Origin of the sequence: Streptomyces venezuelae, assembly GCF_008642335.1 — a bacterium.
In the GTDB taxonomy this organism is placed as follows: Bacteria; Actinomycetota; Actinomycetes; order Streptomycetales; family Streptomycetaceae; genus Streptomyces; species Streptomyces venezuelae_F.
In genome coordinates, this window is sequence record NZ_CP029191.1 from 2864921 (window position 1) to 2891511 (window position 26591).

The window sequence follows — 26591 nt, forward strand, 5'->3', positions numbered from 1 at the left end:
TCCCATGCTCCTCCCTGGGTCAAGGGCACCACGATGGCATCGGAGGGCCGGAATTCGTCGGCATAACTCGCTTGGGTTCGGGTAGCCGCGCGCCCATGGCTCCACCACTTGGGAACAACGAGGGATTCATCGGCAGAGCGGTGCGCCGCCGCGCACTGCTCACCGGAGCGGGCGGGGCGGCTCTGGGGGTATTCGGGGCGTCGGCGTGCAGCCGCGTACCCGACGAGGGGAAGGTTGAGGGGGGCGATCTGCTGGACCGCCTGCGCGACAGCGGCACGGTCAGGATCGGTGTCGCGGGCGAGGTCCCGTTCGGATACATCGACGAGAACGGCGAGGTCACGGGCGAGGCGCCGGCGATCGCCAAGGTCATCTTCCCCCGCCTCGGCGTACCCAAGGTCAAGGCGGTGCCCACGAAGTTCGGCGCGCTGATACCCGGCCTCACGCAGGCCCGGCAGTTCGACGTCGTCTCGGCGGGCATGTACATCAACCCGACGCGGTGCGAGCAGGTCCTCTTCTCCGACCCCGACTACCTCATGCTCGACTCCTTCATCGTGAAGAAGGGCAATCCGCACGGCATCCAGAAGTACGAGGACATCGCCGAGAAGGGCCTGAAGCTGGCGAGCGGCACGGCCTACGCGGAGATCGACTACGCGAAGGCGGCGGGCGTGAAGTCCGTGCTCGTCCTGCCCGACCAGGTCGCCGGGATGGACGCCGTGGCGCAGGGCCGCGTCGACGCGTTCGCCGGCACCAACGTCACCGTGCGCACGGTGATCAAGAACAATCAGCGGGTCGAGGCGACGAAGCCGTTCCAGCCCGTGGTCGACGGCGAGCCTGCCTACGGAGCCGGCGGCTTCGCCTTCCGCCCGTCCGAGAAGAACCTGCGGGACGCCTTCAACAAGGAGCTGCACAAGCTCAAGGAGAGCGGTGAACTGCTGCGCATCGTCAAGCCGTTCGGTTTCACCGCGGCCGAGATGACGGACCTGACGGTCGAGAAGCTGTGTCCCCCGGCGAAGGGCGCCTCGTCATGATGTCGTCGGAGTTCTTCGGGAACTGGTTCCTGCCCGGCATCTGGATCACCGTCCAGGTCACGTTCCTCAGCGCGGCCCTCGCCTTCGTGATCGCGTTCCCGATCGGTGTGCTGCGCACGTCGCGGCTGTGGATCGTCCGCTTCCTCGCCGGGGCCTACTTCGAAATCTTCCGCAGCACGTCGTCGCTGGTCTTCATGTTCTGGATCGCGTTCACCGTGCCGCCGCTGTTCAACATCAGCTTCCAGCCCATGTTCGCGGGCGTCCTCGCGCTCGGCATCACGTACGGCGCGTACGCCTCGGAGATCGTGCGCGGTGCGCTCGCCGCGGTGCCGCCCGCGCAGCGCGAGGCGGGCATCGCTTTGAACTTCACCCCGATGCAGCGGCTGCGCCGCATCGAACTGCCGCAGGCCTGGCCGGAGATGATCCCGCCGTTCAACAACCTGCTCATCGAGCTCCTGAAGGGCACCTCGCTGGTGTCCCTCATCGCGGTGGCCGACATGACGTTCGCCGGTGACCTGCTGCGGCTCGTCAAGAACGAGAGCGCGCCGATCTACACGCTGCTGCTCGCCCTGTACTTCGTCTTCGCGTTCATCCTCACGCGCGGCATGCGGCTCCTGGAGCGGCACGCCAAGAAGCGGGTGGGGCAGACGCCGGAGAAGACGAGCCTGTTCGGCGGCCTGCGCGCCAAGTCGTCGATCGACGTCGTCTCGGGCACGGGGGGTGCCAAGTGAACTGGAACTGGGATCACGTCGACGAGTTCATGCCGCTCTTCTGGGACGGTGTGGAGCTCACGCTCAAGGCACTGTTCTTCGGCACCCTGATCGCCTTCTCCCTCGGTCTCGTCTGGGCGGTCGCCCAGCGCTCGGAGAAGAAGTGGATCCGCTGGCCGGTCACGGTGGTCACGGAGTTCATCCGGAACACCCCGCTGCTGGTGCAGCTGTTCTTCCTGTTCTATGTGGTGCCGGAGTGGGGGCCCTCGATGTCCCCGCTCACCACGGGCATCGTCGGGCTCGGCCTGCACTACTCGACGTACACCTCGGAGGTCTACCGGGCGGGCATCGAGGGCGTACCGGCCGGCCAGTGGGAGGCGGCGACCGCGCTCAGCCTCTCCAAGCGGCGCACCTGGACGTCCGTGATCCTGCCGCAGGCGGTGCGCAGGGTGATCCCCGCGCTCGGCAACTACGTGATCGTCATGCTGAAGGAGTCGCCGCAGATGGCGGCCATCGGCGCGCTCGACATGCTGGGCCAGGCCCAGAACTACAGCCAGACGACCTTCACCTTCGAGGCGATCAGCGTGGTCGGTGTCGCCTTCATCGTCATCGCCTACCCGGCCTCTCTTCTTCTGCGAGTTTTGGAGCGTCGCCTTGTCCGCTGACAGCAGCACTTCCCAGGAAATCCCCAACCCGGCCGTCGACGGCAGCGAGCTGATCCGCTTCGACAAGGTCGTCAAGCGGTACGGCTCGAACGTCGTCCTCGACGAGCTGGACTTCTCCGTCGCCTCCGGCAAGCACGTGACGCTGATCGGGCCCTCGGGCTCCGGCAAGACCACGATCCTGCGGCTCCTGATGACGCTGGTGAAGCCGGAGCAGGGCACGATCAAGGTGGGCGGCAAGTACCTCACCCACGAGGAGAAGAACGGCAAGCTGGTCCCCGCGGGCGAGAAGCACGTCCGCGAGGTCCGCAAGAACATCGGGATGGTGTTCCAGCAGTTCAACCTCTTCCCGAACATGAAGGTGCTGCGCAACATCACGGAAGCGCCGGTCTCCGTACTCGGGCTCTCCAAGGACGAGGCGGAGCAGCGGGCCCGCGAACTGCTCGACCTGGTCGGGCTCGGGGACCGCTGCGACGCGTATCCGACGCAGCTCTCCGGCGGCCAGCAGCAGCGCGTGGCCATCGCGCGGGCCCTGGCGATGCGCCCCCAGGTGCTGCTGCTCGACGAGGTGACGTCCGCGCTCGACCCGGAGCTGGTGGCGGGCGTCCTGGACGTGCTCCGCGACATCGCGCACACCACGGACATCACGATGCTCTGCGTGACGCACGAGATGAACTTCGCGCGGGACATCTCGGACCAGGTCCTGATGTTCGACTCGGGCCGCGTCATCGAGTCCGGGACCCCGGAGAAGATCTTCACGGAGCCGGAGCACGAGCGCACGCGCGAGTTCCTGAGCGCGGTGCTGTGACGGACCCGAGCGCGGTGCCGTGACGGCTGGGGCGGGCTCACCGCCCCGGTCATGACCTGGGCATATGCCAGAGTGGCGCGTTCCTGATGAGAGATCCGGAACGCGCCACCAATGTCCCCAACAGGCGCTCCATATCCGCCACTTGACAGCTATCGTGGAACCGAGCCCGACTGTCCGGAACCGTTCCACGCAGGGGGATGCCGTGGCGTTGCAGCACGAGGCGATCACGCCGCACCGCTCCGTCCAGAGCGCCCTGCGGGTGCTCGAGACCGTCGCCCGGCACGGCACCGGAGTGACCGCCGCCCGGATCGCCCGCGACACCGGGCTGCCCCTGGACAGGCTGCTCCCCCTGCTGCGCATGCTGACCAGCGAGGGATACGTCGAAGAGCTCACGGACGACGGCACCCCGGGGGCGTACGTCACGGGTGAGACCCTCAGCAGGCTCGGCTCCACCCGCGACCACGCGGAGGCCCTGCGCGAGAAGCTGCAGCGCACCCTGGACGGGCTGCGCGACTCCATCGGCGCCGCGGTCTACATCAGCCGGTACGTGGACGGCGAGGTCCGCGTCACCGACTTCGCGGCGGGCCCCCGCACCCCCGCGGTCAACGAATGGGTCGACTTCCGCTCCTCCGCCCACGCCAGCGCGGTCGGCAAGAGCCTGCTCACCCAGCTCGACGTGAACGGCCGCAGGGACCACCTCTCCCGCCACAAGATGGCCCGCCTCACGTCCCGGACGATCACGAACGAGCGGGTCCTGCTCAACCGGCTCGCGTCGCAGCCCGCCACGGTCCCGGTCCTCGACCTCCAGGAGTACGCGGTCGGCACGGTCTGCGCGGCCGTCCCGATCACCGCGGGCTCCGCCGTCGGCTGCCTCGCCCTGTCCCTGCCGGTCGAGCACGCCCACCGGCTGCGCGAGGCGGCGGACACGCTCAACCGCGGGGCGGCGCCGGTGCTGCTCTCGCTGGCGATCTAGCGGTGCCTCCGGGGTGTCCTGAGCACCCCCCGGGACCAGGTACTATTAATGAGTCAGCAGGCGCCGCTAGCTCAGTTGGTTAGAGCAGCTGACTCTTAATCAGCGGGTCCGGGGTTCGAGTCCCTGGCGGCGCACTTGCGAATGCCGAAAGGGCGTTCCCGGTTTCCGGGAACGCCCTTTCGCGTACGCGGGGTCCATGGGTGCGGAAAACCGCACCCCGACCCGACGGCAACCCCCATACCGCCGGTGACCTGCGATTTCTAGCGTTGCTGCCATGGACCTCATGACTCTCGCCCTCCCCCAGGAACCGGCCGGCGGCATCGCGGGCTGGGCCGCGGACCTCGTGGACACCCTGGGCGGTCCCGGCGCGGGGCTCGCCATCGCCCTGGAGAACCTCTTCCCGCCGCTGCCCAGCGAGGTGATCCTGCCGCTGACCGGCTTCGCCGCGGGACAGGGCGTGATCAGCCTCGCCTCCGCCCTGTTCTGGACGACGCTCGGCTCCGTCGTCGGCGCCGCCGCCCTGTACTGGATCGGCGTGCTCTTCGGACGGGAGCGCATGCACGCCCTGTGGGCGAAGCTGCCGCTCGTGAAGGCGTCCGACCTGGAGCGGACCGAGGCGTGGTTCGCCAAGCACGGCACCAAGGCGGTCCTGCTCGGCCGGATGGTGCCGATCTTCCGCAGCCTGATCTCCGTGCCGGCCGGTGTGGAGCGGATGCGGCTGCCCGTCTTCCTCTCCCTGACCGCGCTGGGCAGCCTGGTCTGGAACTCCGTGCTCGTCCTCGCGGGCTACTGGCTCGGCGACCAGTGGGACGTCGTCGAGACGTACGTGGGGCTGCTGTCCAAGGCCGTCCTGGTGCTCGCCGTCGGCGCCGTCGCCGTGTACGTGGCGGTGCGCGTGCGGTCGCGGAAGGGTCCGGGGTCCACCGCCGAGGCCCGCCACCGCCGCTCCCGCTAGGGCTCGGCTAGTGTCGGGCGATGTGAGGGAACCCGTAGCCGCGCCGTTGCTCATGCGGGTCGCCGGGGTGCTCGTGGGGTGCCTGACCGCCCTGCTCGGACTGCTGTACTTCGTCGTCGCCGGGGCGGCACTCGGCGCCTTCCTGCTCTGGCCGCGCACCCGCGTCCGCGCCCACGCCCTGCTCGCGGCGGGCGCCCGCAGGCTCACCGCGCTGGAGCGCGGGCGCCGGTCCCTCTTCTTCCACGACGTGTTCCCCGAGCACCGCGCCGACGACCGGCAGACCCTGCGCTACCTCGCGGCCCGCACGTACTCCGGGCTGCTCTGCGCCGTCGTCGTCGGCCTCGTCGACTTCGGCGCCGTCCTCGCCGGAATCTTCGCGGTCGGCCTCACCCGGTCCTCGATGACCTGGGTGGACGTGCTGAGCCAGGTCGTGCTCGGCGGCACGCTGCTCTTCCTCGCCGTGCAGGGGCTGCGCGCGCTGACCGAGCAGGACGCCCGGCTGGCCCGCGAGTGCTTCGGCCCCTCCGAGCGGGAACTCCTGCAGCGCCGCATCGACGAGCTGGCCACCAGCCGCGCCGCGGTCGTGCGCGCGGTCGACGTGGAGCGGCGCCGGGTCGAGCGCGATCTGCACGACGGCGTCCAGCAGCGGCTCGTCGCCCTCGCCATGCTGCTCGGCCGGGCCCGCCGCGGCCGCACCCCCGAGCGGGCCGACGCCCTGCTCGAACAGGCCCACAAGGAAGCGCAGGAAGTGCTCACGGAGCTGCGCGAGGTCGCCTGGCGGGTCTACCCCACCGCGCTCGACAGCCTGGGTCTCCGCGAGGCGCTGGGCGGGGTGTCGGAGCGGTGCGCGGTCCCGGTGCGCATGGAGTACGACGTACCGGATCCGCTGCCCTCCGCCGTCGAGACCGCCGCGTACTTCGTCGTGTCCGAGGCGGTGAACAACGCCGCCAAGCACGCGGCGGCCGACGAGATCTCCGTGCGCGTACGGCAGCGGGGCGCGACGCTCCTCGTCCTCGTCCGCGACACCGGCGTCGGCGGCGCGGACCCGGCGGGCAGCGGGCTCACCGGTCTGGGCAGCCGGGTCGCCGCGCTCGACGGCACCCTGCACGTAGACAGCCCCCTCGGGGGTCCCACCACGATCACCGCGGAGCTGCCGTGCGCGTAATCCTCGCCGAGGACTCGACCCTGCTGCGGGAGGGCCTGGTCCGGCTGCTCGCCGAGGAGGGCCACGAGGTCCTCGCCGCCGTGGGCGACGCCGACGCGCTGCTGCGCGAGGTCGAGGCGCACGCCCCCGACGTCGTCGTCACCGACATCCGGATGCCGCCCGACCACACCGACGAGGGCCTGCGCGCGGCGGTGCGGATCCGTGAACTGCGCCCGGAGATCGGCGTGGTCGTCCTCTCCCAGTACGTGGAGCGCAACTACGCCGCCCAGCTGCTGACTTCGAGCGCGGAACGGGTCGGCTACCTCCTCAAGGACCGGGTCGCCCAGGTCGAGGAATTCCTGGACGCGCTGGAGCGGGTGCACGCCGGGGGCGCCGCCATCGACCCGGAGGTCGTACGGCAGTTGCTCATCCGCACCACCCACGTCGACCCGCTGACGCGCCTCACCCCGAGGGAGCGCACGGTCCTTGAGGCGCTCGCCGAGGGCCACACCAACGCGGCCATCGGCGAGAAACTGCACATCTCCCTGAGCGCGGTCGAGAAGAACCTCAACGCGATCTTCGACAAGCTGGGTCTGCACCGGACCACGGGGTACAGCCGCCGGGTGCTCGCGGTGCTGCGGTATCTGGAGTCCTGAGGACGTGGCTCCGGGTTACGAGAGGACGAACCCGTCCATGACCAGCGCCGCCGCGAGCCCCGCGGCGAGCAGATACGTGCCGAGCCGGGTGCGGCCGCGGCGGCTGAGTTCGATGACTCCGCCGCAGAGGATGAGCAGCAGGCCGTAGACGCCGACGACGAGGACGGACGAGCGGCTGGCCAGGCGCAGGGCGAGGACCACCGCGGCGGCGGCCATGAGCAGCGACGCCGCGGCGATGCGGGCGCGCCGGGCGCGGGCGGCGGGGGTGGGGCCCTCCTGGGGCGCGTCCTCGCCCGTGCCCTCGTCGTGGAGGTGGTCCTGCGGCTCGGTCTGTTCTGACGCGCTCATGGACGTGGATCGTAATCGGTCAGGAGAGCGGTCACGTCAGAAGGGCGTCGCGGCCCTGGGCGCGGTAGTGGTCCAGCAGGGCCCGCACGTCCACGGGCTCAAGTGGTTCGTACACGGATGCGCCGGGCGGGCGCCACCAGACCGGGTCGGAGCAGCGGAAGCCCTCGCGGCGCAGGGCACCGCGTGCGACCTTGTTCGTCGCCGTCACCGGCATGTGCGGGACCACGCGCACGTAGCGGGGCGTCATCTTCGTGCCCAAGTCGGGCTGGGTGACGAGGAATTCGGCGAAGGCGAGGGGGTCGAAGGGGATGTCGGGGGGTGGGGCGATCGCCGCCATCACCTGGTCGCCCGCGACCGGGTCCGGTACCGCGTAGACCGCGACGGCCGCCGCTCCCTCGTACCGCGCGAGGATGTTCTCGATCATCGCCGCCGCCAGGTTCTCGCTGTCCACGCGCAGCCGGTCGTCCGTGCGGCCCGCGAAGTAGAGGTAGCCGTCGCCGTCGCGGTAGAACAGGTCGCCCGTCCAGTACCAGCCGTCGCGCAGGCGTTCCGCCTGGGCCTCGTCGTTGCGCCAGTACCCCTCGAAGGGGTTGGGCCCGCGGTTCACCAACTCCCCTATCGCCGCCTCGCCGTTCAGGAGCCTGCCGGACTCGCTGAAGCGGGCCGTCTCGCACTCGCGGCGCGTGTCCGGGTCAACGACCGCGAGGTCGTCGCCGGGGGCCGCGCGGCCGATCGCCCCGACCGGCGTGCCCGGGGTGCGCTGGATGGCGGCGCCGCCCTCGGAGGATCCGTACCCCTCGACGAGCCGCACCCCGAACCGCTTCTCGAAGCGTGCCGCGTCCACCGCTCCCGCCTCGGTGCCGAAGCCGACCCGCAGGGGGTTCTCGCGGTCGTCGGGCCGCTCGGGCGTGGCCAGGAGGTACTGGACCGCGCGGCCCACGTAGGTGAAGTACGTGGCGCCGAACTCTCGTACGTCGGTGAGGAACCGGGAGGCGGAGAACCGGGCCCGGAGTGCCACGCCCGCGCCCGCGGCCAGCGCGGGGGCCCAGTCGGCGATGACCGCGTTGCCGTGGAACATGGGCATGCAGATGTAGTGGGTGTCGTCGGCACGCACGCCGAAGTGGGCGACCAGGGAGCGTCCGGCCGCGGCGAGCCTGCCCTGGCTGCAGATCGCCGCCTTGGGGGCGCCGGTCGAGCCGGACGTGAAGTACAGCAGCATGCGGCTGCCGGGGTGCACGGTGGGGGCGATGTCGGGGGTGGCGTCGGCGTAGGGGGCGAGGAGGTCCGCGTAGGCGTCGGTGTCCGTCACCAGGAGGCGGACGCCGGGGAGGTCGAGGCCGTCGAGCAGGTGCAGGTGGGCGCGTTCCGTGACGAGGACGGCGCAGTCGGTGTGGAGGATGTCCCGGGCCAGCTCCGGACCGCGCCGGGTGGGGTTGATGCCGGCGACGGCCGCGCCGGCGAGGGCGGCCGCGCTCAGCCAGAGCGGGTACTCGGGGGTGTTGTCGAGCAGGACGCCGATGTGCGGTGCGGCGTGGCGCGGCAGCAGGTCGGCGAGGAGCGCGGCTCTGGCCGCCGCGCCCGCCGCCACCTGGTGGTGGGTCAGTTCACCGCCCGCGTGGCGCAGGCCGGTGCGGTGGTCGCCCCACCGCGCCTGTACGAGTTCCGCGACCGTTGCTCCGGTGGGCTCCATGGCCGCGCACCATAATTGACGCCGCGTCAGATGTGGAGCGTCACGGCATGTCGGTGAACATGTCGTCGGCCGCGAACATGGAGTGCGCGGTCATCATGAAGAAGACGCAGAACGCCACGATCAGGCCGAGGAAGCAGAGCATCCCCACCGTGCCCGCCGCCATCGCGAAGGGGCGCGGCGCGTGGGCGGTCGCGGCTTCGGGGCGTGCGGCCGTGTAGTGCACGGTGACGATGTCGCCCTCGACGGTCGTCGCCGGGCCGTTCTCCTCCTCGAAGCGGACGGAACGGCCCTCGCGGGTGAGGAATTCGTAGACGTGGTGCAGCGTCGTGGAAATGCTGTCGTCGCTGCCGCTGGTCGTCGTGTACGTGCGCAGACAGCGCGCCTCCGCGGTGAGTCCGCTGTTCCAGGCGCGGCTCAACTCGGTCGAGCGCCTGACCACCTTCGCCCCCGCGAAGAGCGCCCCTAGGACGATGATTCCGGGCAGGGCGTAGAACATGAACTCCATGAGGGTCCCCCGCGGTCGTTTCCGGCCGCCCGCGATGCGTGCGTGCGGCTCTGCGCACGCCGTGAAATCGACACGGCGTGCGCAGAACCTACCTGTGGGGTGAGGGGAAGTTCCTCAAGCGTTGCTCAGAATCTGACGGCAGTGCTCAGTATCAGAACTGGACGTCCGAGCAGGCGTAGAACGCGTTCGCCGTGTCCGCGACCGTCCAGACGGCGACGATCACGTGGTGGCCGCTGCGGCCGCCGGGGATCGTGCCGCTGTGCGAGAGGGTCGCGGGCGGCTGCTGGCTGTTGTACGGGACGTTGAGGAACGGCGTGGTCTCCAGGGCGGACCTGGTCACCGCCTTGCTGTCGTCCCAGCCCTGCTTGGTGATGTAGTACTTGAAGTCCGAGGTGCGGTGGCGCGCGGTGAACTGCCAGCGGAAGGTGTAGTTCTGGCCGCCGCTCACCTTCGTCGTCGGCCATGCGCCGCCGTTCGGCGCCTTGGGCGAGTTGAGCTGGTCGAAGCCGGCGACGCCCGCCGAACAGATCTTGCCGTCGGCAGGACCTGCCGCCGGGAAGCCCTTGGGCCCCTCGACGCTCTGTGGCTCCCACTGGATGGAACCGCAGTTGGCCACCACGCCCTTCGCACAGTTGATCTGCCGGCTCGCCGGCAGGTCCGTGTAACCGTGGCTGCTCGCGCCACCGGCGGAAAGCGCGAACGCGCCGACCGTGCCGAGGCCGACCATGGCCGCGTACATCTTCTTGTTTCGCATGTGCCGCTCCTGCCGAACGAGGGGGGATCCGTGGGACGTGCGCGCACTGCGGTCTAGACCAAGTCCGAGGTTATTGCCGTTAGTTGAACATGTCCATACCAATCGTGGAGACGATCCGTCCGCATCGTCGGCGTGAGGTCTCCACGAGTTCACCGTTGGGTCCGTCGTTCGTGGCGATCCACTCCGCGGCGCCCTCCGGCGTCCGTCCGCCCGCCAACTGCCGCTCCATCAGGCGCTTTTGACGTACCTCTCCAGGTGAGTCCACGTACCAGCACTCCCCCATCAGCGCCCGCGCCTCCCGCCAGCCGGGCAGGTCGCAGGCGAGGTAGTTCCCCTCGGTGATCACGAGTCGGGCGCCCGGAGGGACGACGTGCCGGGCCGCGATCGGCTCGTTCAGCGTGCGGTCGTAATCGGGTACGTAGATGTCGTGGCCCGGGTCGGCGAGCACGCGGCGCAGCAGCGCGACGTATCCCGCCACGTCGAAACTGGGCTCCGAGCCCTTGCGGGCGGTGAGGCCGAGCCGCGCCAGCTGCGCGTTGGAGAGGTGGAACCCGTCCAGCGGCAGATACGCGGCGTCCGCGCCGATCCGCTCGACGAGGGCCCGCGCGAGCGTCGACTTGCCGGTGCCCGGCGGGCCCGCGAGGCCGAGGACGGCGCGCGGGACACCGCCGTCCGTCAGCCGCCGGGCATCGGCGGCGAGATCCGCGAGCCCACTCCCCTTGTCCACTTCACCGGTGTTCTCCATGCCCCGTATAGAACGCCACCGTCAGGTCCTTCACCAAAGCCTTGCGCTCGTAGTCGTCCAGCTCCACGAGCCCCCGCGTGGTCAGCCGCGTCACCGTGTCCTCGACCGAGTCGACCACCGACGTCAGGACGGTGTCGCGGTGCCGCGCGTCGAGGGCGGCCACCCTGCGGCGCTGCATCACGGCGGCGACCTCCGGGGCGTACTCGATACGGGTCGGCTGCGCCGAGAAGACCTCGACGCCCACCGCCTCCGCGTCCGCGGCCAGCGCCCGGGTCAGTGCGGCACCGACGGCGTCCGCGTCGCGCAGGGTCGGGCCGTCCTCGTGGAAGGCGTCGGCGGGGAGCCGCGACAGGACCCGTGCCGTGGTCGCCTCCACGCACTCCCGCAGGTACTCCTGGTGGTCCTCGACCGCCAGCGTCGCCCGCGCCGGGTCCTTGACCCGCCACACCACGAGGAGCACGACGCGCAGGGCGACGCCGCTGCGGTCCACCGCCGGCATCGGCTCGCTCCGCCAGTGCCGCAGCCGTACGTCGACACGGCGGCGCAGCAGCAGCGGGTTGACCCACATGAGGCCGGTGCGGCGGACCGTGCCCCGGTAGCGGCCGAAGAGGGTGAGCACCCAGGCCCGCCCGACCCGCCCGCGCGCGAGACCGCCGAACCCGAAGAGGCCGAGCGTCCCCGACCCGGCGAGCGACGCCCACTGCGCGGCGCCGAGCCCGGCACCCTCGTACCAGGGCAGCCCCGTCACCCGCAGCGCGGGCTCCGGCAGCACGCCCGCCCACCACAGCGAAAGCGCGCACCCGGCGACACCCGCGCACCCGCCGAGCACCCCGGCGAGGCCCGGCAGGACACGGGCCCGCCGCGCCACGAGGGCCGGGTCGACGTCGGGCACGGGCCGGGCGACCGGCGCGGTCACGTACGGCGTGCTGCGCCGCGTCACCCGCGGCTGCTCCCCGGACCCCTGCCTGCGCCGCACGACGGCGGGCGCGAGCGGAACGCCCGTCGCGTCGTCCGGATCGTCCCGGAAGAGAAGGTGCACGGGGATCTCGGTGGTCGCCTCGCTCTGAATGACCCGCGGGGGGCGCGTGCCGGCCTCGCGCACCCCGTCGGACTGCGGGGACTGGGGCTGTGGAGCTGCCGTCGCACTCATCCGTGCCTCCGACTCGTTCGGACGTCGATCTCGTACGTACGCACACCGCTCACCGGAACAACCGCCGCCACGCCTCGGGCCCCGGACGGCGGCGGCGGAGCGACCTCCATGCGATTCCCCTCACACCCCGGAAAAGAATGCTCGCGCATCTGCACGTGCGTCAGTTTCGCAACTGTCCGGGCATGCCGCACTTTGATGGTCCGAACGATGGATCGGCCCCCCTCCCTCGTTCCCGCCACCGCTCCCGGCCCCGGCGGCCGGCCGCCGGATGGTCCGGAGCACCCCCGGACATCCGGTAAAGTTCTCCAGGTCAGCAGGCGCCGCTAGCTCAGTTGGTTAGAGCAGCTGACTCTTAATCAGCGGGTCCGGGGTTCGAGTCCCTGGCGGCGCACAGACAGCGAAGGCCCTCCGTTCACGCGGAGGGCCTTCGTCGTTCCCGCATACCGCTACCGTGTCGCCATGGCGCGAGACATCCAGGAGCGGATCAAGAAGCTGATCATCGATTCGAGGCTGCCCTCCGGTGCCTCGCTGCCGACCGAGCCCGAGCTGATGGAGCGCCTGGGGGTCAGCAGGAACTCCGTGCGGGAGGCCCTGAAGGCGCTCCAGGCCATGGGGATCGTGGAGATCCGGCACGGCTTCGGGACGTATGTCGGCCCGATGTCGGTCGCCCCGATGATCGAGGGGCTCGCCTTCCGCACGGTCGCGGGCCACTACCGCGGCGAGGACAGCCTGCTCCAGCTCCTGGAGCTGCGCGAGGCCGTGGAGACCGGGCTCATCGCGCGCCTCGCGGGCCGCGTACCCGCCGCCGACCTGGCCGAACTCGACGCACTCGTGGCACGGATGGAGGCCGAGGCGGCCTCTCCGGAGGGCGAGGTGCGGGCCGAGACCGACCGTGCGTTTCACGCCACGCTGTACCGCGGGCTCGGAAACCTGCTCCTGGGCGAGGTTCTGGAGGCGTTTTGGGACGCTTTCCACCGAGTCAGGACGGATCTCGTCGACGTACCACCGGATCCCGAGGTCACCTGCCGTCAGCACCGCGAGATTCTGGAGGCGGTGCGCTCCGGCGACGCCCTCCGGGCTGAGCAGGCCATACGCGAGCACTTCGGTAACATTCGAACCCGTTTGGGCTCACCAGTCCCTACAGACGCCTCAAATCGCTCGTATGACCGGTAAACCCCTTGTATCGCTCTTGCGATCATGCCGTAAGGCGTAGAACCCTGTCCTGGAGCCATTGGCTCTCATGAGGCGGGCGATACGGGGCGGTTGGGGGCCCGAGACGACCGCGGCGGGACAGGGACGGGGGTCCCGTTCATGAGGCGATGTCGAGGGGGGCATCATGCAACCGGAAGGTCGCCTTCTCATGTCTTAGGAGAAGGCGGCCTGCCGCTTATGCGTTCGTGAAGGTCCAGGGGCACCGGAGCGGACGGAACGACCTACGAACACGCGGGGGACCGCGTGCGGGGGGATGACTCATGACGTCGACGCCGACGGGCGCGCGGCAGAACGACCCGTCAGAGACGACCCAGCTCAGGGCGGTTTCGCACAGGACGGGCGGATTCCGAAAGATCAAGAAGACCCTGCCGCGGTACGACTACGAGCACTACAGCCGGCTCGCGGGCCCGCTGACGCAGCCCGACCCGAGCAAGCCCTACAAGGTGAAGTACCGCTCGCTGCTCTCACAGGAGCCGCACAAGGTACGGGCCGCGCTGATGCTGGGCGCGGCCCCGCTGCTCTCCCTGGTACTGCTCGGCTGGCTGCTCCAGCCCGAGCACTGGACGAAGCGGGACTACGTCGCCAACGACTGGCTGCCTGTCCTCGACGTCGTCATGCTCATATCGATCGGTCTGATCGAGTTCTTCCGCTGCATGAACGTGCTGTCCAACGCGCACGCCACGCTCGTCGCCCGCGACCCGATACCCGTGGTGCCCGAGACGGGCACCAGAGTCGCCTTCCTCACCTCGTTCGTGCCCGGCAAGGAGCCGATCGAGATGGTGACGAAGACACTGGAGGCCGCGGTCAGGATCCGGCACCGCGGTCCGATGCACGTATGGCTCCTCGACGAGGGTGACGACCCTGAGGTCAAGGAAGTCTGCCGACGGCTCGGCGTCCACCACTTCTCCCGCAAGGGCGTCGCGAAGTGGAACATGGCGAAGGGCCCGCACCGCGCCAAGACCAAGCACGGCAACTACAACGCCTGGCTCGACGCCCACGGCGACGACTACGACTACTTCGCCTCGGTCGACACCGACCACGTCCCGATGCCGAACTACCTGGAGCGGATGCTCGGGTTCTTCCGGGACGAGAACGTCGGCTTCGTCATCGGCCCGCAGGTCTACGGCAACTACGACAACTTCGTCACCAAGGCCGCCGAGTCGCAGCAGTTCCTCTTCCACGCGCTGATCCAGCGCGCGGGCAACGCGTACGGCGCCCCGATGTTCGTCGGCACCTCCAACGCGGTGCGCATCAAGGCCCTGAAGCAGATCGGCGGCCTGTACGACTCGATCACCGAGGACATGGCGACCGGGTTCGAGATCCACCGGGCGACCAACCCGGCGACCGGCAAGAAGTGGAAGTCGGTCTACACCCCGGACGTGCTCGCCGTCGGCGAGGGCCCGAACGCCTGGACGGACTTCTTCACGCAGCAGCTGCGCTGGTCCCGCGGAACGTACGAGACGATCCTCAAGCAGTTCTGGAAGGCACCGTTCTCGCTGCCCCCGGGCCGTCTCTTCAACTACACGATGATGGTCATCTTCTACCCGATGTCCGCCATGAACTGGATCCTCGCGGCGCTGAGCTGTGCGCTGTTCCTGGGCCTCGGCGCGTCCGGCGTGAACATCGACCCGACCATCTGGCTGATGCTGTACGGCAACGCGTCCGCGCTGCAGATCGGCCTGTACATCTGGAACCGCAGGCACAACGTCTCCCCGCACGAGCCCGAGGGCTCCGGCGGCGTGGCGGGCATGGTGATGTCGGCGCTCTCCGCGCCCGTCTACGCGCGCTCGCTGATGGACGCGGCCCTGCGCCGCAAGAGCAAGTTCGTGGTGACCCCCAAGGGCGACTCGGCGAGCCCCGACACCCTGTTCGGTACCTTCCGGATCCACCTGTTCTTCATCCTGGTCTTCGGCGGATCGATGGCCGCCTCCTTCCTGTACGGCCACTCCCACCCGGCGATGATCACCTGGGCCACCTTCGCCCTGCTGATCACGGCCGCGCCGATCTTCGCGTGGCGCTGGGGCATGCGGCAGGACAAGAAGAAGCCGCCGCCCGCGCCGGACGCGGGCCCGCCCGCGCCGCAGGCCGCGCCGCACCCCGCGCAGCAGAAGCCCAGCTGGGCCGCGCCCGACCAGACCATGCAGATTTCCCTTGAGGGACGTAAGAAATGAAAGACCGTGCCGGCCGCCGTCGCGCCCGCCGCATCGCGATAGGCGCGGCGGTCGTCCTCGCGCTGGCGGGGATGAACGGCCCGTGGCTGTGGCGCGTGGGCTCGGAGAAGTACCACGACTACAAGATCAACAAGCCGGAGTACAAGGCGGACAACGGCCACTGGGAGGTCATCGACTTCCCGGAGGAGTACCGCCAGAACACCATTCACGCGGCGCTCCTGCACACGGGCAAGGTCCTGCTGGTCGCCGGGTCCGGCAACAACCAGAAGAACTTCGACAAGAAGAAGTTCGACACCCGGCTGTGGGACCCGGTCAAGAACACCATCAAGAAGATCCCGACGCCCACCGACCTGTTCTGCACGGGCCACACCCAGCTGGGCAACGGCAACCTGCTGATCGCGGGCGGCACGCAGCGCTACGAGAAGCTGAAGGGCGACATCACCAAGGCCGGCGGCCTGATGATCGTCCACAACGAGGACCCGGACGAGCCGAAGACGATCCCCGCGGGGACGAAGTTCACCGGCAAGAAGAACGGCAAGACGTTCGTCTCCCAGGACAACATCCTGGTCGAGAAGGCGAAGAAGGTCTTCGACAAGCAGACCGGCGCGTTCCTGCGCACGGAGCCGGGCCTCGGCCGGGTCTACGTGGAGGCGCAGAAGAGCGGGGCGAAGTACGAGACGGGCACCCAGGACAACTACCGCATCCAGGGCCTGAAGGGCGCCGACACCCGCAACGTCTACGGCATGGCGCAGAAGCTCGCCCTGGACAAGAAGGACTTCCAGGGGATCAAGGACGCCTTCGAGTTCGACCCGGTCGCCGAGCGGTACATCAAGGTCGACCCGATGAACGAGGCGCGCTGGTACCCCACGCTGACCACGCTCACCGACGGCAAGATCCTCTCCACCTCGGGCCTCGACGAGATCGGACAGCTCGTCCCGGGCAAGAACGAGGTGTACGACCCGAAGACCAAGAAGTGGACGTACACCAAGGGCATCCGCCAGTTCCCGACCTACCCGGCGATCTTCCAGATGGCCGACGGCAAGCTGTTCTACTCCGGTTCCAACGCGGGGTACGGCCCCGACGACGTCGGCCGCAAGCCCGGCGTCTGGGACCTGAAGACCAACAAGTGGCAGGGCATCCCGGGCCTGAGCGACCCGAAGCTCATGGAGACGTCCGGCACGGTCGAGCTGCCGCCCGCCCAGGACCAGAAGTACATGGTGGTCGGCGGCGGCGGTGTCGGCGAGTCCAAGGAGTCCAGCGAGAAGACGCGGATCGTCGACCTCACAGCGGACGAGCCGCGCTTCGTCGACGGCCCCTCCCTGGAGAAGGGCACGCGCTACCCGCAGATCTCGACGCTGCCCGACGACACGGTGCTGATCTCCGGGGGCTCCGAGGACTACCGCGGGCGCAGCGACTCCAACATCCACCAGGCGCGGATCTACGACGCGAAGACCGGTGAGATGAGGCGGGTCGCCGACCCCGAGGTGGGGCGCAACTACCACTCCGGGTCGATCCTGCTGCCCGACGGGCGCGTGATGTTCTTCGGCTCCGACTCGCTCTACGCCGACAAGGCCAACACGAAGCCGGGCGTCTTCGAGCAGCGCATCGAGATCTACACGCCGCCGTACCTGTACCACGGGGCGCAGCCGTCGCTGGGCGCGGGGCCGAAGACGATCGCACGTGGCGGGTCCGGAACGTTCCCGACCAAGCACGCCTCGTCCATCAAGACGGCCCGCCTCATCAAGCCGAGCGCGTCGACGCACGTCACGGACATCGACCAGACGTCGATCGCGCTCGACCTGAAGAAGTCCGCGGACGGCGTCACCGTGACGGTCCCCAAGAACCGCAGCCTGGTCGAGTCCGGCTGGTACATGCTGTTCGTGACGGACGACCAGGGCACGCCGAGCAAGGCGCGGTGGGTCCGGGTGCCGTAGGGGGCGCCCGGAGGGCGCGCTTCAGGGGCGCGGGGAACTGCGCGCTCAGCCCACGAAAAGCCGCAGTCGCGTCTGCTGGGTGACTCGGCAGATGCGACTGCGGCTTTGTCTTGGTTGCTCGCGCAGTTCCCCGCGCCCCTGAAGCGCCCTCCGGGCGCCCCTAATCGGACGCCTTCGCGAGGTCCAGCGCGTACTCCGGCCACCACTCGCCCGCCTTCGGGCCGCCCCGGCACGTGCCGTCGGACTCACCGGGCCGCTTGACCCAGAGGTACGCGTCGACGAGCGGGTCGGACGTCTTCGTCGTCGGGGGTTCGCCGAGCGCGCGGCCGGGCGGGTTGCACCAGGGGTCCTTGCCCTTGGTGTACGGCCCGTTCCCGTTGCGCGCCGTGTCGATGACGAACGGCTTCCCGCCGATCTTCGCCGACAGCTTCTTGCCGAACTCCGTGCTGACCTCGGTGGTCTGGAAGTTGGAGACGTTCACCGAGAAGCCGTCGGCCTGCTCGACACCCGACCGCTTCAGCGGCTCCCACAGCGAGTCGGGGTTCTTCCAGCCCGCGTTGCCCGCGTCCAGGTACACCTTCGTGTTCTTCAGGGACTTGAGCTTGCCGATGGCGCCCTTGAGGAGGTCGTACCGCTCCTCGTGGAACTGCTCCGGCGTGCAGTTGTCGACCATGTGGAGCACCGCGTCGGGCTCCAGGATCACCGTGGCGTGGCGGTCCCCGATGCCCTTGGCGACCTGGTCGACGAACGCGCGGTACGCGTTGCCGTCGGCCGCGCCGCCGCCCGAGTACTGCCCGCAGTCGCGGTGCGGGATGTTGTAGAGGACGAGCAGCGCGTCCCGGTCGGCCTTCTCCGCCGCCTCGGTGAACCCGCGCGCCTGGTCCTCCGCGTTCTCCGGGACGATCCACTCGGCGACCGGCTGCTCGGCGATCTTCCGGATCTGCGCGGCCTCGTCCTTCTTGCCGTCCTCGGCGTACGAGGCGACCTGCTTGGCCGCGTTCCCGTCCGGGTTGACCCAGTACGGGTCCTTGCCCTTGGGCTGCTGCTTGACCGGCGGACTCGACGTGTCGTCCTCCGAGTCACCACCGGAGGAGCACCCGGCGAGGACCAGCGCGGCCCCCGCGAGCACCGCTCCCGTCCGCATCCCCCTGGCCGCGAAACCATGCCCGCGGCCGGTGCCTTTGCGGTACATCCACTCCCCCTCGGGTGCACTGTCCGATTCTCAATCCTGACACACGTCTTCCCTGCCCACGAGGTCCGTCCGGGCCCGCGCAGAGAGCTGTAGGAGAGCTGTTACAGCCTGCCCCACATGGGTAGTCGCAGTCTGCGGGGAGGGGAGGTACATGGGGCATGCGGGACCGCGAAAGTGAACTGCGGCTTGCGGACGTCCTCGTGCGGACCGCGGACACACTGACCGAGGACTTCGATCTCGAGCGCTATCTGGAGTGGCTCGCGGACCGTTGCACGGAGCTGGTCGGCGCCCGGGGCGTCGGCGTGATGTACACCGGCGGGGAGGACACGGTCCGCATCGTCCCCTGCGGCCGCCGGCGGGAGGCGGTGCGGGGGCTCCTGGAGATCCAGTACCGCGGGGGTCCGTGCGTGGAGAGCTTCGGCTCGGGGCAGCCGGTGGCACCGACGCGGATCTGTCCCGACGGGGGTGGGGCCCGCTGGCCGCACTTCGCCGAGCGGGCGGGCGAGCAGGGCGTCGGGGAGACGTACGCGGTGCCGATCCGGCGGGGCGGCACGGTGCTCGGGGTGCTCAACGTCTTCGTGGCGGCGAACGGCAAAGAGGAAGAGCCGGAGGGCGGGGTGCCCTCGGAACTCGGGCTGCGGATCGCGCAGACCCTGGCCGATGCCGCGGCCACGGGCCTCCACAACCATCGCACCCACTCCGCATACAGAGTGCTCTCGGAACAGCTCCAGACGGCGCTGGACAGCCGCATTCACGTGGAACAAGCCAAAGGTGTGCTCGCGGAGCGCTGGCACACGGGCATGGACGAGGCATTCGAGGTGCTGCGGGGGTACGCACGCAGAGAACAACAGGTCATCGACTTTGTGGCCACCCAGGTGATCAGAGGGAAGATCGACGAGGACGAGCTGCGCCGGGGTAGGTCCGCACCTTCCTGATGCAGGGCATCTCACCTGCGGTGATCACGGACCGAGAGCAATGCGCGACTTGGCGTCATTCTGTCGCCATCGCCTCTAGGCCCCCGAGCTCATTCGTTCTAAAGTCGGTTGCACGGCCCAAGCCCCCGGCCAACTCGACCGTTCCCCAATTCGGGAATGGTCCCCGTACCTCCCGCGCCGGCGCCGGGTTTCTCCCGCAGCTCGTGCGCGCGCGGTCGAGGACCAGCCCGGTCGGCGGCTCCGGGGGGAGCGGGCCGCCGACCGGGCCGGGTACGGAGTGCGTGCGCGGGCCAGCGGGCTACGAGCCACTCACATCCGTCAGGTACGCGGAGACGATCACGTTCGCCGTGTAGGTGCGCGCGTTCTTGTCGAACGTGCCGCCGCAGGTGATGAGGCGCAGCTCCGCGCGGCCGTCCTCGTGCGGGCCGTACGCCTGCTGCGCGTCGAAGCGCTCCCGGTCGACGACCTGGACGTCCTCCACCGTGAACTCGGCGGTCCTGCCGTCCGCGCGGGCGACCTCGACCTTCTCGCCGGGGCGCAGGGTGCTGAGGTCGTAGAAGACGGCGCGCTCGGTCTCCGTGTCGACGTGGCCGACGAAGAGAGCGGCGCCGGGGGCGCCGGGGCGGGTGCCGCCGCCGTACCAGCCGACGGTGCCCGCATCGGCGAAGGACGGCGGGTCTATCGCACCGTCGGCGTCCAGACCGCGGGCCGTCACGGGGGCCCGCACCTGCAGCGCGGGCACGTCGACGCGTTCGGGCCGCGCGGGCGTCAAGGGTTCGTGGGCGGGCGGCAGTTCGATGCCGAGGGGGCGGCCGACGGCGGCCACGTCGCCCGTGGCGGGTGCGGCGAGCCCGCCGCGCAGGCCCGTGATGTCGCTGCCCCAGAGGCAGAGGCCGGCCAGGAGGATCGCCCAGGCGACCCCGGTCAGGAGCCGCCCCGAGCCGGAGACGCGTCGTATGCCGGACATGGTGCCGTCCCTCCCGTCACTCGGAGCGGCGCCGGCGGACGCTGCGCAACGCCACCGCGACGGCGGCGACCCCCGCGAGGATCAGGCCGATCACGGCGTGCCGGGTACCGGGCCCGGCCTCGTTCGCCTCCGCGCTCGCGGTGGTGGTGGTCAGGTGTGCGGTGCCGCCGCCCCCGGCCCGTACCGGGGAGACCGGCTTCTCGGGCTCGTGCCGCTCGATGCGGACGGTGCCGACGCCCTGGTGCGGGTGGCCGTCGCAGGTGACGGTGACGTCGTGCGTGCCGGAGACGCCGTGCTTGATCCTGGCGCTGCCGTTGAGCGCGTACTTGTCGCCGTCCCGTCCGGTGAGCTGGGCGTCCCCCTCGAAGGCCCCGGACCCGGCGGTGCCCGTGGTGCCGCTGCAGCCCGTCACGCTCACCTCCACGGTGGCGCCGGGCGCGGTGCTCGCGGGGGTGACGGTGGCCCGTACGGCCCCGTTGTCGTGGGCCTGAGCGGCACCCGTGGGCAGGACGGCCGCCAGGACGACGGCCACTCCCGCCCCACGGACAGCAAGGGAACGTATACGCATCGTGATGAACCTCCACCTACGAGGTTCACCCGCCCGGGCCGCATCCGCATCTCGGTGCGCGGCCGAACGGGCGGATCAGACCCGCGTCAGATCCGTTCGACCAGGTCGGCGATGGAGTCCACGACGTTCGACGGCCGGAACGGATGCCGGTCGATGTCGGCGCGGGACGTCAGGCCGGTGAGCACGAGGAACGTCTCCATGCCCGCTTCGAGGCCCGCGAGGACGTCCGTGTCCATGCGGTCGCCGATCATCGCACTGGTCTCCGAGTGCGCCCCGATCGCGTTGAGCCCGGTCCGCATCATCAGCGGGTTCGGCTTGCCCGCGAAGTACGGGTTCTTGCCGGTCGCCTTGGTGATCAGCGCGGCGACGGCGCCGGTGGCGGGCAGCGGGCCCTCGGTGGAGGGACCGGTCTCGTCGGGGTTGGTGCAGATGAACCGCGCCCCGCCGTTGATGAGCCGGACGGCCTTGGTCATGGCCTCGAAGGAGTACGTGCGGGTCTCACCGAGGACCACGTAGTCGGGGTCGTGGTCGGTGAGGACGTACCCGATGTCGTGCAGGGCGGTGGTCAGGCCCGCCTCCCCGATGACGTACGCGGTGCCGCCGGGCCGCTGGTCGTCGAGGAACTTGGCGGTCGCGAGCGCCGACGTCCAGATGTTCTCGACCGGCACGTCGAGACCCATGCGGTTCAGCCGGGCCTGGAGGTCGCGCGCGGTGTAGATGGAGTTGTTCGTCAGGACGAGGAACGGCTTGCCCGACTCGCGCAGCTTCTTGATGAAGGCGTCGGCCCCGGGGATCGGCACTCCCTCGTGGATGAGGACACCGTCCATGTCGGTGAGCCACGATTCGATGGGCTTGCGCTCTGCCATGCGGTGCACTCCTGCGGTGTACGAGGTGGCTGGGGCGCCGGGACAGCGCTGTGCCGACGCCCACAGCCTAATCAAGCCTCGCTGATCTTGACCCCGCCGATCGTCCGGTACCGGTTTCCGCTGTCAGCTGCCGGTCGCCGACTTCCAGTCCTCCACGTACGACCGGAGGTTCTTCGAGACGTCCGCCCAGTCCGGCTCGAAGATCTCCACGCCGTCGATGAGCTTGTCGAGGGCGATGGCGTTCGCGTCGGTGGCCTTGATGTCCTTGCGGGCGGTGAAACCGCCGCCGACCTCGCTGACCTGCCGCTGCGCCTCCCGGCCGAGCAGGAAGTCGAGGAACTTCTTGGCGTTGGCGCTGTGCGGGGCCTTGGTGACGAGCCCGGCCGCGTAGGGCAGCGCGAAGGTGGTGGGCTTGTCCGGGTTCTTGTCGGTCGCCGGGAACCAGATGCCGAGGTTCGGCATGTCCTTGGACTGCGCGTAGTTCATCTGGACGTCGCCGTTGGCGGCGAGCAGCTCGCCCTTGTCGACCTTGGGCGCGAGCTTGCCGGTGGAGGCGGACGGGCCGACGTTGTTGGTCTGCAGCTTCTTCAGGTACTCCATCGCCGGCTTCTTGCCGCCGAAGTCGTGCATCGCCTTGATGAGCACGGCGGTGCCGTCGCCCGCGACGCCGGGCGTGGAGTACTGCACCTTGTTCTTGTACGAGCTGTCGGTGAGGTCCTCCCAGGTCCTGGGCGCCTTGCCCCCGCCCAGCTCCTTCTTGTTGTAGATGAACCCGAAGTAGTTGTTGACGACGGTGGTCCACTTGCCGTCGGCGTCCTTGCCGGACCCGTCGACCTGCTCCGACCCCTTCGGCTCGTACGCCTGCAACAACCCCCGCTCGTCGGCCTGCTGGATGAACGGCGGCAGGGTGACGAGGACGTCGGCCTGCGTGTTGGACTTCTCGCGGACGGCGCGCTGCACCATCTCGCCGGAGCCGCCCTCCACGTAGTTGACCTTGATGCCGGTCTTCTTCTCGAAGTCCTTGAAGACCCGGTCGTACCAGCCGTCGCCGTTCTCGCCCTTGAGGCCGTCGGCGCTGTAGACGGTGACGACCTTGTCGTCGGACGCGGCGGAGCTGCCGCCGCACGCGGTGAGGGAACCTGCGAGGACGAGGGCGCCGGTGACGGCGGCGAGCGTTCTGAGCTGCGTAACGCGGGACATGACGTGGGGTGCTCCTTGAGGAAGGGGTGTCAGCGGTAGGAGGCGCGGGTGCGGACGCGCGAGACGGCGAGCAGCACGAGGAGCGTCGTCGCCATCAGGACCACGGCGACGGCGGCGCCGGTGAACGTGGAGCCGCGGTCGGTGGCCGCGTAGATCCGCACGGGAAGCGGCATCCAGTCCGGCGGGTAGAGCATCATCGTGGCGCTCAACTCGCCCATGGACAGGGCGAAGCAGAGGCCGGCCGCCGCGTTCAGGGACGGCAGCAGGAGGGGCAGTCTCACCTTCCACAGGACGTACGAGGGCCGGGCGCCGAGCGACGCGGCGGCCTGCTCGTACGCCGGGTCGAGGCGCGCGATCGCGGCCGAGACCGACTGGTGGGCGAAGGCCGTGACGAGGAGGGTGTGGGCGAGGATCACGATCCACCGCGTGCCGTTGAGGATCATCGGCGGCTTGGAGAACGCGACGAGGACGGCGAGCCCGACGACCACGGACGGCACGGCGACGGGCAGCACGAACAGGGCGTCCATGAGTCTCTTGCCGCCCCGTTTCAGGGAGGCGGCGGCGAGCGCGGCCCAGGTTCCCACGGCGAGCGCGAGCAGACTGGCGGCGACGGCGGTGACCAGGCTGGTGGTCAGTGCCTGCAACGACTCGCCATGCGTCGCCGACGCGTAGTGCTCGCCGGTGAACCCGGACGGGAAGGCGCCGGACCAGTGCTCGGAGAACGACGCCATGAGGATCACGAGCAGCGGCAGCGCGAACAGCGGCAGGAAGAGCACGAAGAACAGGGCCCAGGTGGCCCACTTCCCCTTGCGGCTATGCACCAACACGACGGCTCACCACCCGGTAGAGGCCGTAGAGGCCCACGGAGATCGCGATGTTGACGACGGCGACGACACAGGCCGCCGGATAGTCGGACTCGAGAATGGCCTTGCTGTAGACGAGCATCGGCAGGGTCGTGACCCCCTTGGCCCCCGTGAAGAGGACGATCCCGAACTCGTTCAGGCACATGACGAGGACGAGGCTGCCGCCGGCGGCTAGCGCGGGCAGCGCCTCGGGCAGGATGACGCGGCGCACGATGCGGGCGGGCCGGGCGCCGAGGCTCGACGCGACCTCGATCTGCGCGGTGTCGATCTGCGAGAACGCGGCGAGCAGGGGCCGCATCACGAAGGGCGTGAAGTACGTGATCTCCGCGAGCAGCACGCCCCACGGCGTCGTCAGGAACTGGAACGGCCCCTCGGCGGCGCCGGTCGCGTCCGTCCACACACCGTTGGCCATGCCCTTCGTCCCGTAGAGGAAGAGGAGGGCGAGCGTGATCAGAAAGGACGGAAAGGCCAGAAAGACGTCGATGAACTTGGCGACGGCCCTACCGCCCGGGAACGGCACGAAGGCGATGACCAGCGCGAGCACGAACCCGAGCACGAGACACCCGACGGTGGCCCCCACGGCCAGCCACACGGTGTTCCCGAGCGCCTCCCGGAACGCCTCGGACCCGAAGACATCGGAGTAGGGCTCCAGCGAGGTCCCCCCGGCGTCGGGCCGCACGGACTGCTGCACGACGAGGAAGAGCGGGTAGAGGAAGAAGACCCCGAGGAGGGCGACGGGAGGAAGGGCCCACACGAACGCGGGCAGCCGCAGGCGTTCAGGTGGACTGGCCATCGGTCACCCCTCCGGCCAGGAGCACCGCGTCTTCGGGGGCGAAGTGCAACGTGACCACGTCACCGACGGCGGGCGGATCGCGGAGTTCCCGTAGGTCCGCCTTGATCCGCTCCCCGGCCGCGACCTCGACGTACACCCGATGCGTAGCCCCCCGCCACTGCACCTCGGCGACCCGCCCGGTAAGGGCATTGGGACCCTCCCCCAGGCCGACCAGATGAGGCCGTACGCACAGCGTGGCCGTCACCCCGGCGGCCACGCCCCCCGTGTCGACCTTCAGCTCGGCGTCGCCGAGGAACACCCCGTCCGCCCCCACCGTCACCGCGAGGAGATTCGCGTTGCCGACGAACGACGCCGTGAACTCCGTACGCGGCGCCCGGTACAGCTCCTGCGGCGTCCCGCAGTCCTGGAGCCGCGCCCGGTCCATGACGGCGATGCGGTCGGCGAGGGTGAGCGCCTCGACCTGGTCGTGCGTGACGTACAGGATCGAGACGTCCGGCAATTCACGATGCAGGCGCGCGAGCTCGCCCAGCATCCCCGACCGCAGCTGCGCGTCGAGCGCGGACAGCGGCTCGTCGAGCAGGAGCACGTCGGGCCGGATGGCGAGCGCCCGCGCGATGGCGACGCGCTGCTGCTGCCCGCCGGAGAGCTCGCGCGGGTACCGCCGGGCGTACGAGCCCATGCCGACCATGTCGAGCGCTTCGGCGACCCGTACTCCGATGTCCCCCTTGGCCACCTTCCGCGCCTTCAGCCCGAAGGCCACGTTGTCCGAGACCCGCATGTGCGGGAAGAGCGCGTACTGCTGCACGACCATCCCGATGCCCCGCTGGTGCGGCGGCAGGTCCGTGACGTCGCGCTCCCCGAGGAACACCCGCCCGGACACGGGCCGCACGAACCCCGCGACGGCCCGCAGCGCCGTGGTCTTGCCGGAGCCCGAGGGCCCCAGCAGCGCCATGACCTCGCCGGGCGCCACGGTCAGGTCGAGGGAGTCGAGGACGGTGTTCCCGTCGTACGCGACGGAGACCCGGTCGAAGCGGATGCCGCTGCCCATCAGCCGACGCCCCGGAGCAGGGCGGGCAGTTCGGCGACGGAGCCGAGCACGTGGGTGGCGCCGGCCTCGCGCAGCGCGGCGTCGCCGTGCGCGCCCGTCAGCACCCCGGCGACGACCGACGCGCCCGCGCGTACGCCGCTGAGCATGTCGTAGGCCGTGTCGCCCGCGACGGCGACGTCCCGCACGCCGTCCACGGCGCCGGTCCGCAGGAAGGCGGCGAGCACCATGTCCGGGTAGGGGCGGCCGCGGCCGCCCGCGTCGGCGGGGCACAGGGTGAGGCCGACCAGGCCCCGCCACCCGAGCGCGTCGAGGATGGCGTCCTGGGTGACGCGGGCGAACCCCGTGGTGAGGACGACGGTGCGGCCGTCGTCCGCGAGCTCCTCGATGGCCTCGCGCGCCCCGGGGACGGGTGCGATGCGACCGCCGTCGACAAGCGTCCCGTACGCCTTCTCGAAGGCGGTGTTCGCCTGCTGGGCGAGCTTCTCCTCGCCGAACAGGTGCCGGAAGACGGAGATCTTGGACTCGCCCATGGTGGCGCGGACGTACTCCAGTTTCGCGGCGTGGTCGGCCGAGTCGGGCTCGACGCCGAGTTCGCGCGCGGCGGCGGCGAAGGCCTGCTCGACGAGGCCGCCGTCGGCGACGGTGGTGCCGGCCATGTCGAGCACGACGAGCCCGATACGGCTCTCGTCCACGGCGGTTCCCCGCATGTCTGTC

At 70.1% G+C, this 26591-nt stretch carries 27 protein-coding genes and 2 tRNA genes; 14 read left to right on the forward strand and 15 right to left on the reverse strand.

Annotated features, from left to right (window positions below):
* Nucleotides 1-95 precede the first annotated feature (95 nt).
* From ehuB to DEJ49_RS12805, 9 genes are all read left to right on the forward strand, one after another.
* Nucleotides 96-1028, forward strand: coding sequence for an ectoine/hydroxyectoine ABC transporter substrate-binding protein EhuB (gene ehuB / locus DEJ49_RS12765; protein WP_150184252.1), 933 nt, complete (start codon nt 96-98; stop codon nt 1026-1028).
* Nucleotides 1028-1759, forward strand: a complete 732-nt coding sequence (ehuC, locus tag DEJ49_RS12770; RefSeq protein ID WP_190329598.1) for an ectoine/hydroxyectoine ABC transporter permease subunit EhuC — start codon at nt 1028-1030, stop codon at nt 1757-1759. The genes ehuB and ehuC overlap by 1 nt, the downstream gene beginning before the upstream one ends.
* Complete coding sequence (ehuD, locus tag DEJ49_RS12775) at nt 1756-2403, forward strand: ectoine/hydroxyectoine ABC transporter permease subunit EhuD (protein WP_150184254.1); 648 nt, start codon at nt 1756-1758, stop codon at nt 2401-2403. The genes ehuC and ehuD overlap by 4 nt, the downstream gene beginning before the upstream one ends.
* Nucleotides 2393-3208, forward strand: a complete 816-nt coding sequence (ehuA, locus tag DEJ49_RS12780) for an ectoine/hydroxyectoine ABC transporter ATP-binding protein EhuA (RefSeq protein ID WP_150184255.1) — start codon at nt 2393-2395, stop codon at nt 3206-3208. Before ehuD ends, ehuA begins: the two co-directional genes overlap by 11 nt.
* A 202-nt stretch (nt 3209-3410) precedes the next feature.
* A complete protein-coding gene (locus DEJ49_RS12785; protein WP_190329336.1) occupies nt 3411-4181 on the forward strand; it encodes an IclR family transcriptional regulator C-terminal domain-containing protein in 771 nt (256 codons plus the stop codon).
* Nucleotides 4182-4241: 60 nt separating this feature from the next.
* Nucleotides 4242-4315, forward strand: a tRNA-Lys gene (locus DEJ49_RS12790).
* Nucleotides 4316-4455: 140 nt separating this feature from the next.
* The gene (locus DEJ49_RS12795; protein WP_150184257.1) at nt 4456-5136 is read left to right on the forward strand and encodes a DedA family protein; all 681 of its coding nucleotides are present in this window, start codon (nt 4456-4458) and stop codon (nt 5134-5136) included.
* 52 nt (nt 5137-5188) lie between these two features.
* On the forward strand, nt 5189-6301 hold the full coding sequence (locus tag DEJ49_RS12800) for a sensor histidine kinase (protein WP_150188189.1): 1113 nt from the start codon (nt 5189-5191) through the stop codon (nt 6299-6301).
* Nucleotides 6292-6936: a response regulator transcription factor gene (locus DEJ49_RS12805; protein ID WP_055554422.1), complete on the forward strand. Its 645-nt coding sequence runs from the start codon at nt 6292-6294 to the stop codon at nt 6934-6936. The genes DEJ49_RS12800 and DEJ49_RS12805 overlap by 10 nt, the downstream gene beginning before the upstream one ends.
* A gap of 15 nt (nt 6937-6951) precedes the next feature.
* Here DEJ49_RS12805 and DEJ49_RS12810 read toward each other — a convergent pair whose 3' ends face one another.
* From DEJ49_RS12810 to DEJ49_RS12835, 6 genes are all read right to left on the reverse strand, one after another.
* Nucleotides 6952-7284: a hypothetical protein gene (locus DEJ49_RS12810; RefSeq protein WP_223832809.1), complete on the reverse strand. Its 333-nt coding sequence runs from the start codon at nt 7282-7284 to the stop codon at nt 6952-6954.
* Nucleotides 7285-7315: 31 nt separating this feature from the next.
* Nucleotides 7316-8974 carry an AMP-binding protein gene (locus DEJ49_RS12815; protein ID WP_150184258.1) on the reverse strand — a complete coding sequence of 553 codons (1659 nt, stop codon included), beginning with the start codon at nt 8972-8974 and terminating at the stop codon, nt 7316-7318.
* A 40-nt stretch (nt 8975-9014) separates the two neighbouring features.
* Nucleotides 9015-9479, reverse strand: coding sequence for a DUF3592 domain-containing protein (locus DEJ49_RS12820; protein WP_150184259.1), 465 nt, complete (start codon nt 9477-9479; stop codon nt 9015-9017).
* Between the two features lie 151 nt (nt 9480-9630).
* The gene (locus DEJ49_RS12825) at nt 9631-10233 is read right to left on the reverse strand and encodes a lytic polysaccharide monooxygenase (protein ID WP_150184260.1); all 603 of its coding nucleotides are present in this window, start codon (nt 10231-10233) and stop codon (nt 9631-9633) included.
* Nucleotides 10234-10312: 79 nt separating this feature from the next.
* Nucleotides 10313-10978 carry a nucleoside/nucleotide kinase family protein gene (locus tag DEJ49_RS12830; protein ID WP_150184261.1) on the reverse strand — a complete coding sequence of 222 codons (666 nt, stop codon included), beginning with the start codon at nt 10976-10978 and terminating at the stop codon, nt 10313-10315.
* Nucleotides 10962-12128, reverse strand: a complete 1167-nt coding sequence (locus tag DEJ49_RS12835; protein ID WP_150184262.1) for an SPFH domain-containing protein — start codon at nt 12126-12128, stop codon at nt 10962-10964. Before DEJ49_RS12835 ends, DEJ49_RS12830 begins: the two co-directional genes overlap by 17 nt.
* A gap of 317 nt (nt 12129-12445) precedes the next feature.
* Between DEJ49_RS12835 and DEJ49_RS12840 the strand changes: the two genes are divergently transcribed.
* The 4 genes from DEJ49_RS12840 (at nt 12446) to DEJ49_RS12855 (ending at nt 17445) form a co-directional block, all read left to right on the forward strand.
* Nucleotides 12446-12519 (forward strand) — tRNA-Lys (locus DEJ49_RS12840).
* A 68-nt stretch (nt 12520-12587) separates the two neighbouring features.
* Entirely contained in the window at nt 12588-13301 is a 714-nt protein-coding gene (locus DEJ49_RS12845) for a FadR/GntR family transcriptional regulator (protein WP_150184263.1), read from the forward strand.
* 299 nt (nt 13302-13600) lie between these two features.
* Nucleotides 13601-15511 carry a glycosyltransferase family 2 protein gene (locus DEJ49_RS12850; RefSeq protein WP_150184264.1) on the forward strand — a complete coding sequence of 637 codons (1911 nt, stop codon included), beginning with the start codon at nt 13601-13603 and terminating at the stop codon, nt 15509-15511.
* Nucleotides 15508-17445 (forward strand): kelch motif-containing protein, encoded by a 1938-nt coding sequence (locus DEJ49_RS12855; protein WP_150184265.1) that lies wholly within the window; start codon nt 15508-15510, stop codon nt 17443-17445. Before DEJ49_RS12850 ends, DEJ49_RS12855 begins: the two co-directional genes overlap by 4 nt.
* A gap of 160 nt (nt 17446-17605) precedes the next feature.
* Here DEJ49_RS12855 and DEJ49_RS12860 read toward each other — a convergent pair whose 3' ends face one another.
* The gene (locus tag DEJ49_RS12860; protein WP_190329337.1) at nt 17606-18637 is read right to left on the reverse strand and encodes a glycoside hydrolase family 6 protein; all 1032 of its coding nucleotides are present in this window, start codon (nt 18635-18637) and stop codon (nt 17606-17608) included.
* A gap of 158 nt (nt 18638-18795) precedes the next feature.
* Here DEJ49_RS12860 and DEJ49_RS12865 point away from each other — a divergent pair, with 158 nt between their 5' ends.
* Complete coding sequence (locus DEJ49_RS12865; protein WP_150184266.1) at nt 18796-19572, forward strand: GAF and ANTAR domain-containing protein; 777 nt, start codon at nt 18796-18798, stop codon at nt 19570-19572.
* Between the two features lie 298 nt (nt 19573-19870).
* Here DEJ49_RS12865 and DEJ49_RS12870 read toward each other — a convergent pair whose 3' ends face one another.
* From DEJ49_RS12870 to DEJ49_RS12905, 8 genes are all read right to left on the reverse strand, one after another.
* Nucleotides 19871-20539, reverse strand: a complete 669-nt coding sequence (locus DEJ49_RS12870; protein ID WP_150184267.1) for a class F sortase — start codon at nt 20537-20539, stop codon at nt 19871-19873.
* A 16-nt stretch (nt 20540-20555) separates the two neighbouring features.
* On the reverse strand, nt 20556-21107 hold the full coding sequence (locus DEJ49_RS12875; RefSeq protein WP_150184268.1) for a hypothetical protein: 552 nt from the start codon (nt 21105-21107) through the stop codon (nt 20556-20558).
* 86 nt (nt 21108-21193) lie between these two features.
* The gene (locus tag DEJ49_RS12880; protein WP_150184269.1) at nt 21194-21973 is read right to left on the reverse strand and encodes an HAD-IIA family hydrolase; all 780 of its coding nucleotides are present in this window, start codon (nt 21971-21973) and stop codon (nt 21194-21196) included.
* Between the two features lie 123 nt (nt 21974-22096).
* Nucleotides 22097-23173: a 2-aminoethylphosphonate ABC transporter substrate-binding protein gene (locus DEJ49_RS12885; RefSeq protein ID WP_150184270.1), complete on the reverse strand. Its 1077-nt coding sequence runs from the start codon at nt 23171-23173 to the stop codon at nt 22097-22099.
* Nucleotides 23174-23202: 29 nt separating this feature from the next.
* The gene (locus DEJ49_RS12890; protein ID WP_150184271.1) at nt 23203-24000 is read right to left on the reverse strand and encodes an ABC transporter permease; all 798 of its coding nucleotides are present in this window, start codon (nt 23998-24000) and stop codon (nt 23203-23205) included.
* A complete protein-coding gene (locus DEJ49_RS12895; protein WP_150184272.1) occupies nt 23987-24829 on the reverse strand; it encodes a 2-aminoethylphosphonate ABC transporter permease subunit in 843 nt (280 codons plus the stop codon). The genes DEJ49_RS12890 and DEJ49_RS12895 overlap by 14 nt, the downstream gene beginning before the upstream one ends.
* Complete coding sequence (locus DEJ49_RS12900) at nt 24813-25877, reverse strand: ABC transporter ATP-binding protein (RefSeq protein WP_150184273.1); 1065 nt, start codon at nt 25875-25877, stop codon at nt 24813-24815. The genes DEJ49_RS12895 and DEJ49_RS12900 overlap by 17 nt, the downstream gene beginning before the upstream one ends.
* A complete protein-coding gene (locus tag DEJ49_RS12905) occupies nt 25877-26584 on the reverse strand; it encodes a phosphonatase-like hydrolase (RefSeq protein ID WP_150184274.1) in 708 nt (235 codons plus the stop codon). The genes DEJ49_RS12900 and DEJ49_RS12905 overlap by 1 nt, the downstream gene beginning before the upstream one ends.
* Nucleotides 26585-26591 lie beyond the last annotated feature (7 nt).

Bases quoted from the DNA above. Each gene is read 5' to 3' on its own strand.
- DEJ49_RS12835 (WP_150184262.1), bottom strand. From the start codon at position 12,128: ATGAGTGCGACGGCAGCTCCACAGCCCCAGTCCCCGCAGTCCGACGGG.
- DEJ49_RS12815 (WP_150184258.1), bottom strand. From the start codon at position 8,974: ATGGAGCCCACCGGAGCAACGGTCGCGGAACTCGTACAGGCGCGGTGG.
- DEJ49_RS12850 (WP_150184264.1), top strand. From the start codon at position 13,601: ATGACGTCGACGCCGACGGGCGCGCGGCAGAACGACCCGTCAGAGACG.
- DEJ49_RS12845 (WP_150184263.1), top strand. From the start codon at position 12,588: ATGGCGCGAGACATCCAGGAGCGGATCAAGAAGCTGATCATCGATTCG.
- DEJ49_RS12825 (WP_150184260.1), bottom strand. From the start codon at position 10,233: ATGCGAAACAAGAAGATGTACGCGGCCATGGTCGGCCTCGGCACGGTC.
- ehuC (WP_190329598.1), top strand. From the start codon at position 1,028: ATGTCGTCGGAGTTCTTCGGGAACTGGTTCCTGCCCGGCATCTGGATC.
- DEJ49_RS12885 (WP_150184270.1), bottom strand. From the start codon at position 23,173: ATGTCCCGCGTTACGCAGCTCAGAACGCTCGCCGCCGTCACCGGCGCC.
- DEJ49_RS12900 (WP_150184273.1), bottom strand. From the start codon at position 25,877: ATGGGCAGCGGCATCCGCTTCGACCGGGTCTCCGTCGCGTACGACGGG.
- ehuB (WP_150184252.1), top strand. From the start codon at position 96: ATGGCTCCACCACTTGGGAACAACGAGGGATTCATCGGCAGAGCGGTG.
- DEJ49_RS12830 (WP_150184261.1), bottom strand. From the start codon at position 10,978: ATGGAGAACACCGGTGAAGTGGACAAGGGGAGTGGGCTCGCGGATCTC.
- DEJ49_RS12800 (WP_150188189.1), top strand. From the start codon at position 5,189: ATGCGGGTCGCCGGGGTGCTCGTGGGGTGCCTGACCGCCCTGCTCGGA.
- DEJ49_RS12795 (WP_150184257.1), top strand. From the start codon at position 4,456: ATGGACCTCATGACTCTCGCCCTCCCCCAGGAACCGGCCGGCGGCATC.
- DEJ49_RS12860 (WP_190329337.1), bottom strand. From the start codon at position 18,637: ATGTACCGCAAAGGCACCGGCCGCGGGCATGGTTTCGCGGCCAGGGGG.
- DEJ49_RS12895 (WP_150184272.1), bottom strand. From the start codon at position 24,829: ATGGCCAGTCCACCTGAACGCCTGCGGCTGCCCGCGTTCGTGTGGGCC.
- DEJ49_RS12865 (WP_150184266.1), top strand. From the start codon at position 18,796: ATGCGGGACCGCGAAAGTGAACTGCGGCTTGCGGACGTCCTCGTGCGG.
- DEJ49_RS12810 (WP_223832809.1), bottom strand. From the start codon at position 7,284: ATGAGCGCGTCAGAACAGACCGAGCCGCAGGACCACCTCCACGACGAG.
- DEJ49_RS12875 (WP_150184268.1), bottom strand. From the start codon at position 21,107: ATGCGTATACGTTCCCTTGCTGTCCGTGGGGCGGGAGTGGCCGTCGTC.
- DEJ49_RS12820 (WP_150184259.1), bottom strand. From the start codon at position 9,479: ATGGAGTTCATGTTCTACGCCCTGCCCGGAATCATCGTCCTAGGGGCG.
- DEJ49_RS12905 (WP_150184274.1), bottom strand. From the start codon at position 26,584: ATGCGGGGAACCGCCGTGGACGAGAGCCGTATCGGGCTCGTCGTGCTC.
- DEJ49_RS12855 (WP_150184265.1), top strand. From the start codon at position 15,508: ATGAAAGACCGTGCCGGCCGCCGTCGCGCCCGCCGCATCGCGATAGGC.
- DEJ49_RS12870 (WP_150184267.1), bottom strand. From the start codon at position 20,539: ATGTCCGGCATACGACGCGTCTCCGGCTCGGGGCGGCTCCTGACCGGG.
- DEJ49_RS12880 (WP_150184269.1), bottom strand. From the start codon at position 21,973: ATGGCAGAGCGCAAGCCCATCGAATCGTGGCTCACCGACATGGACGGT.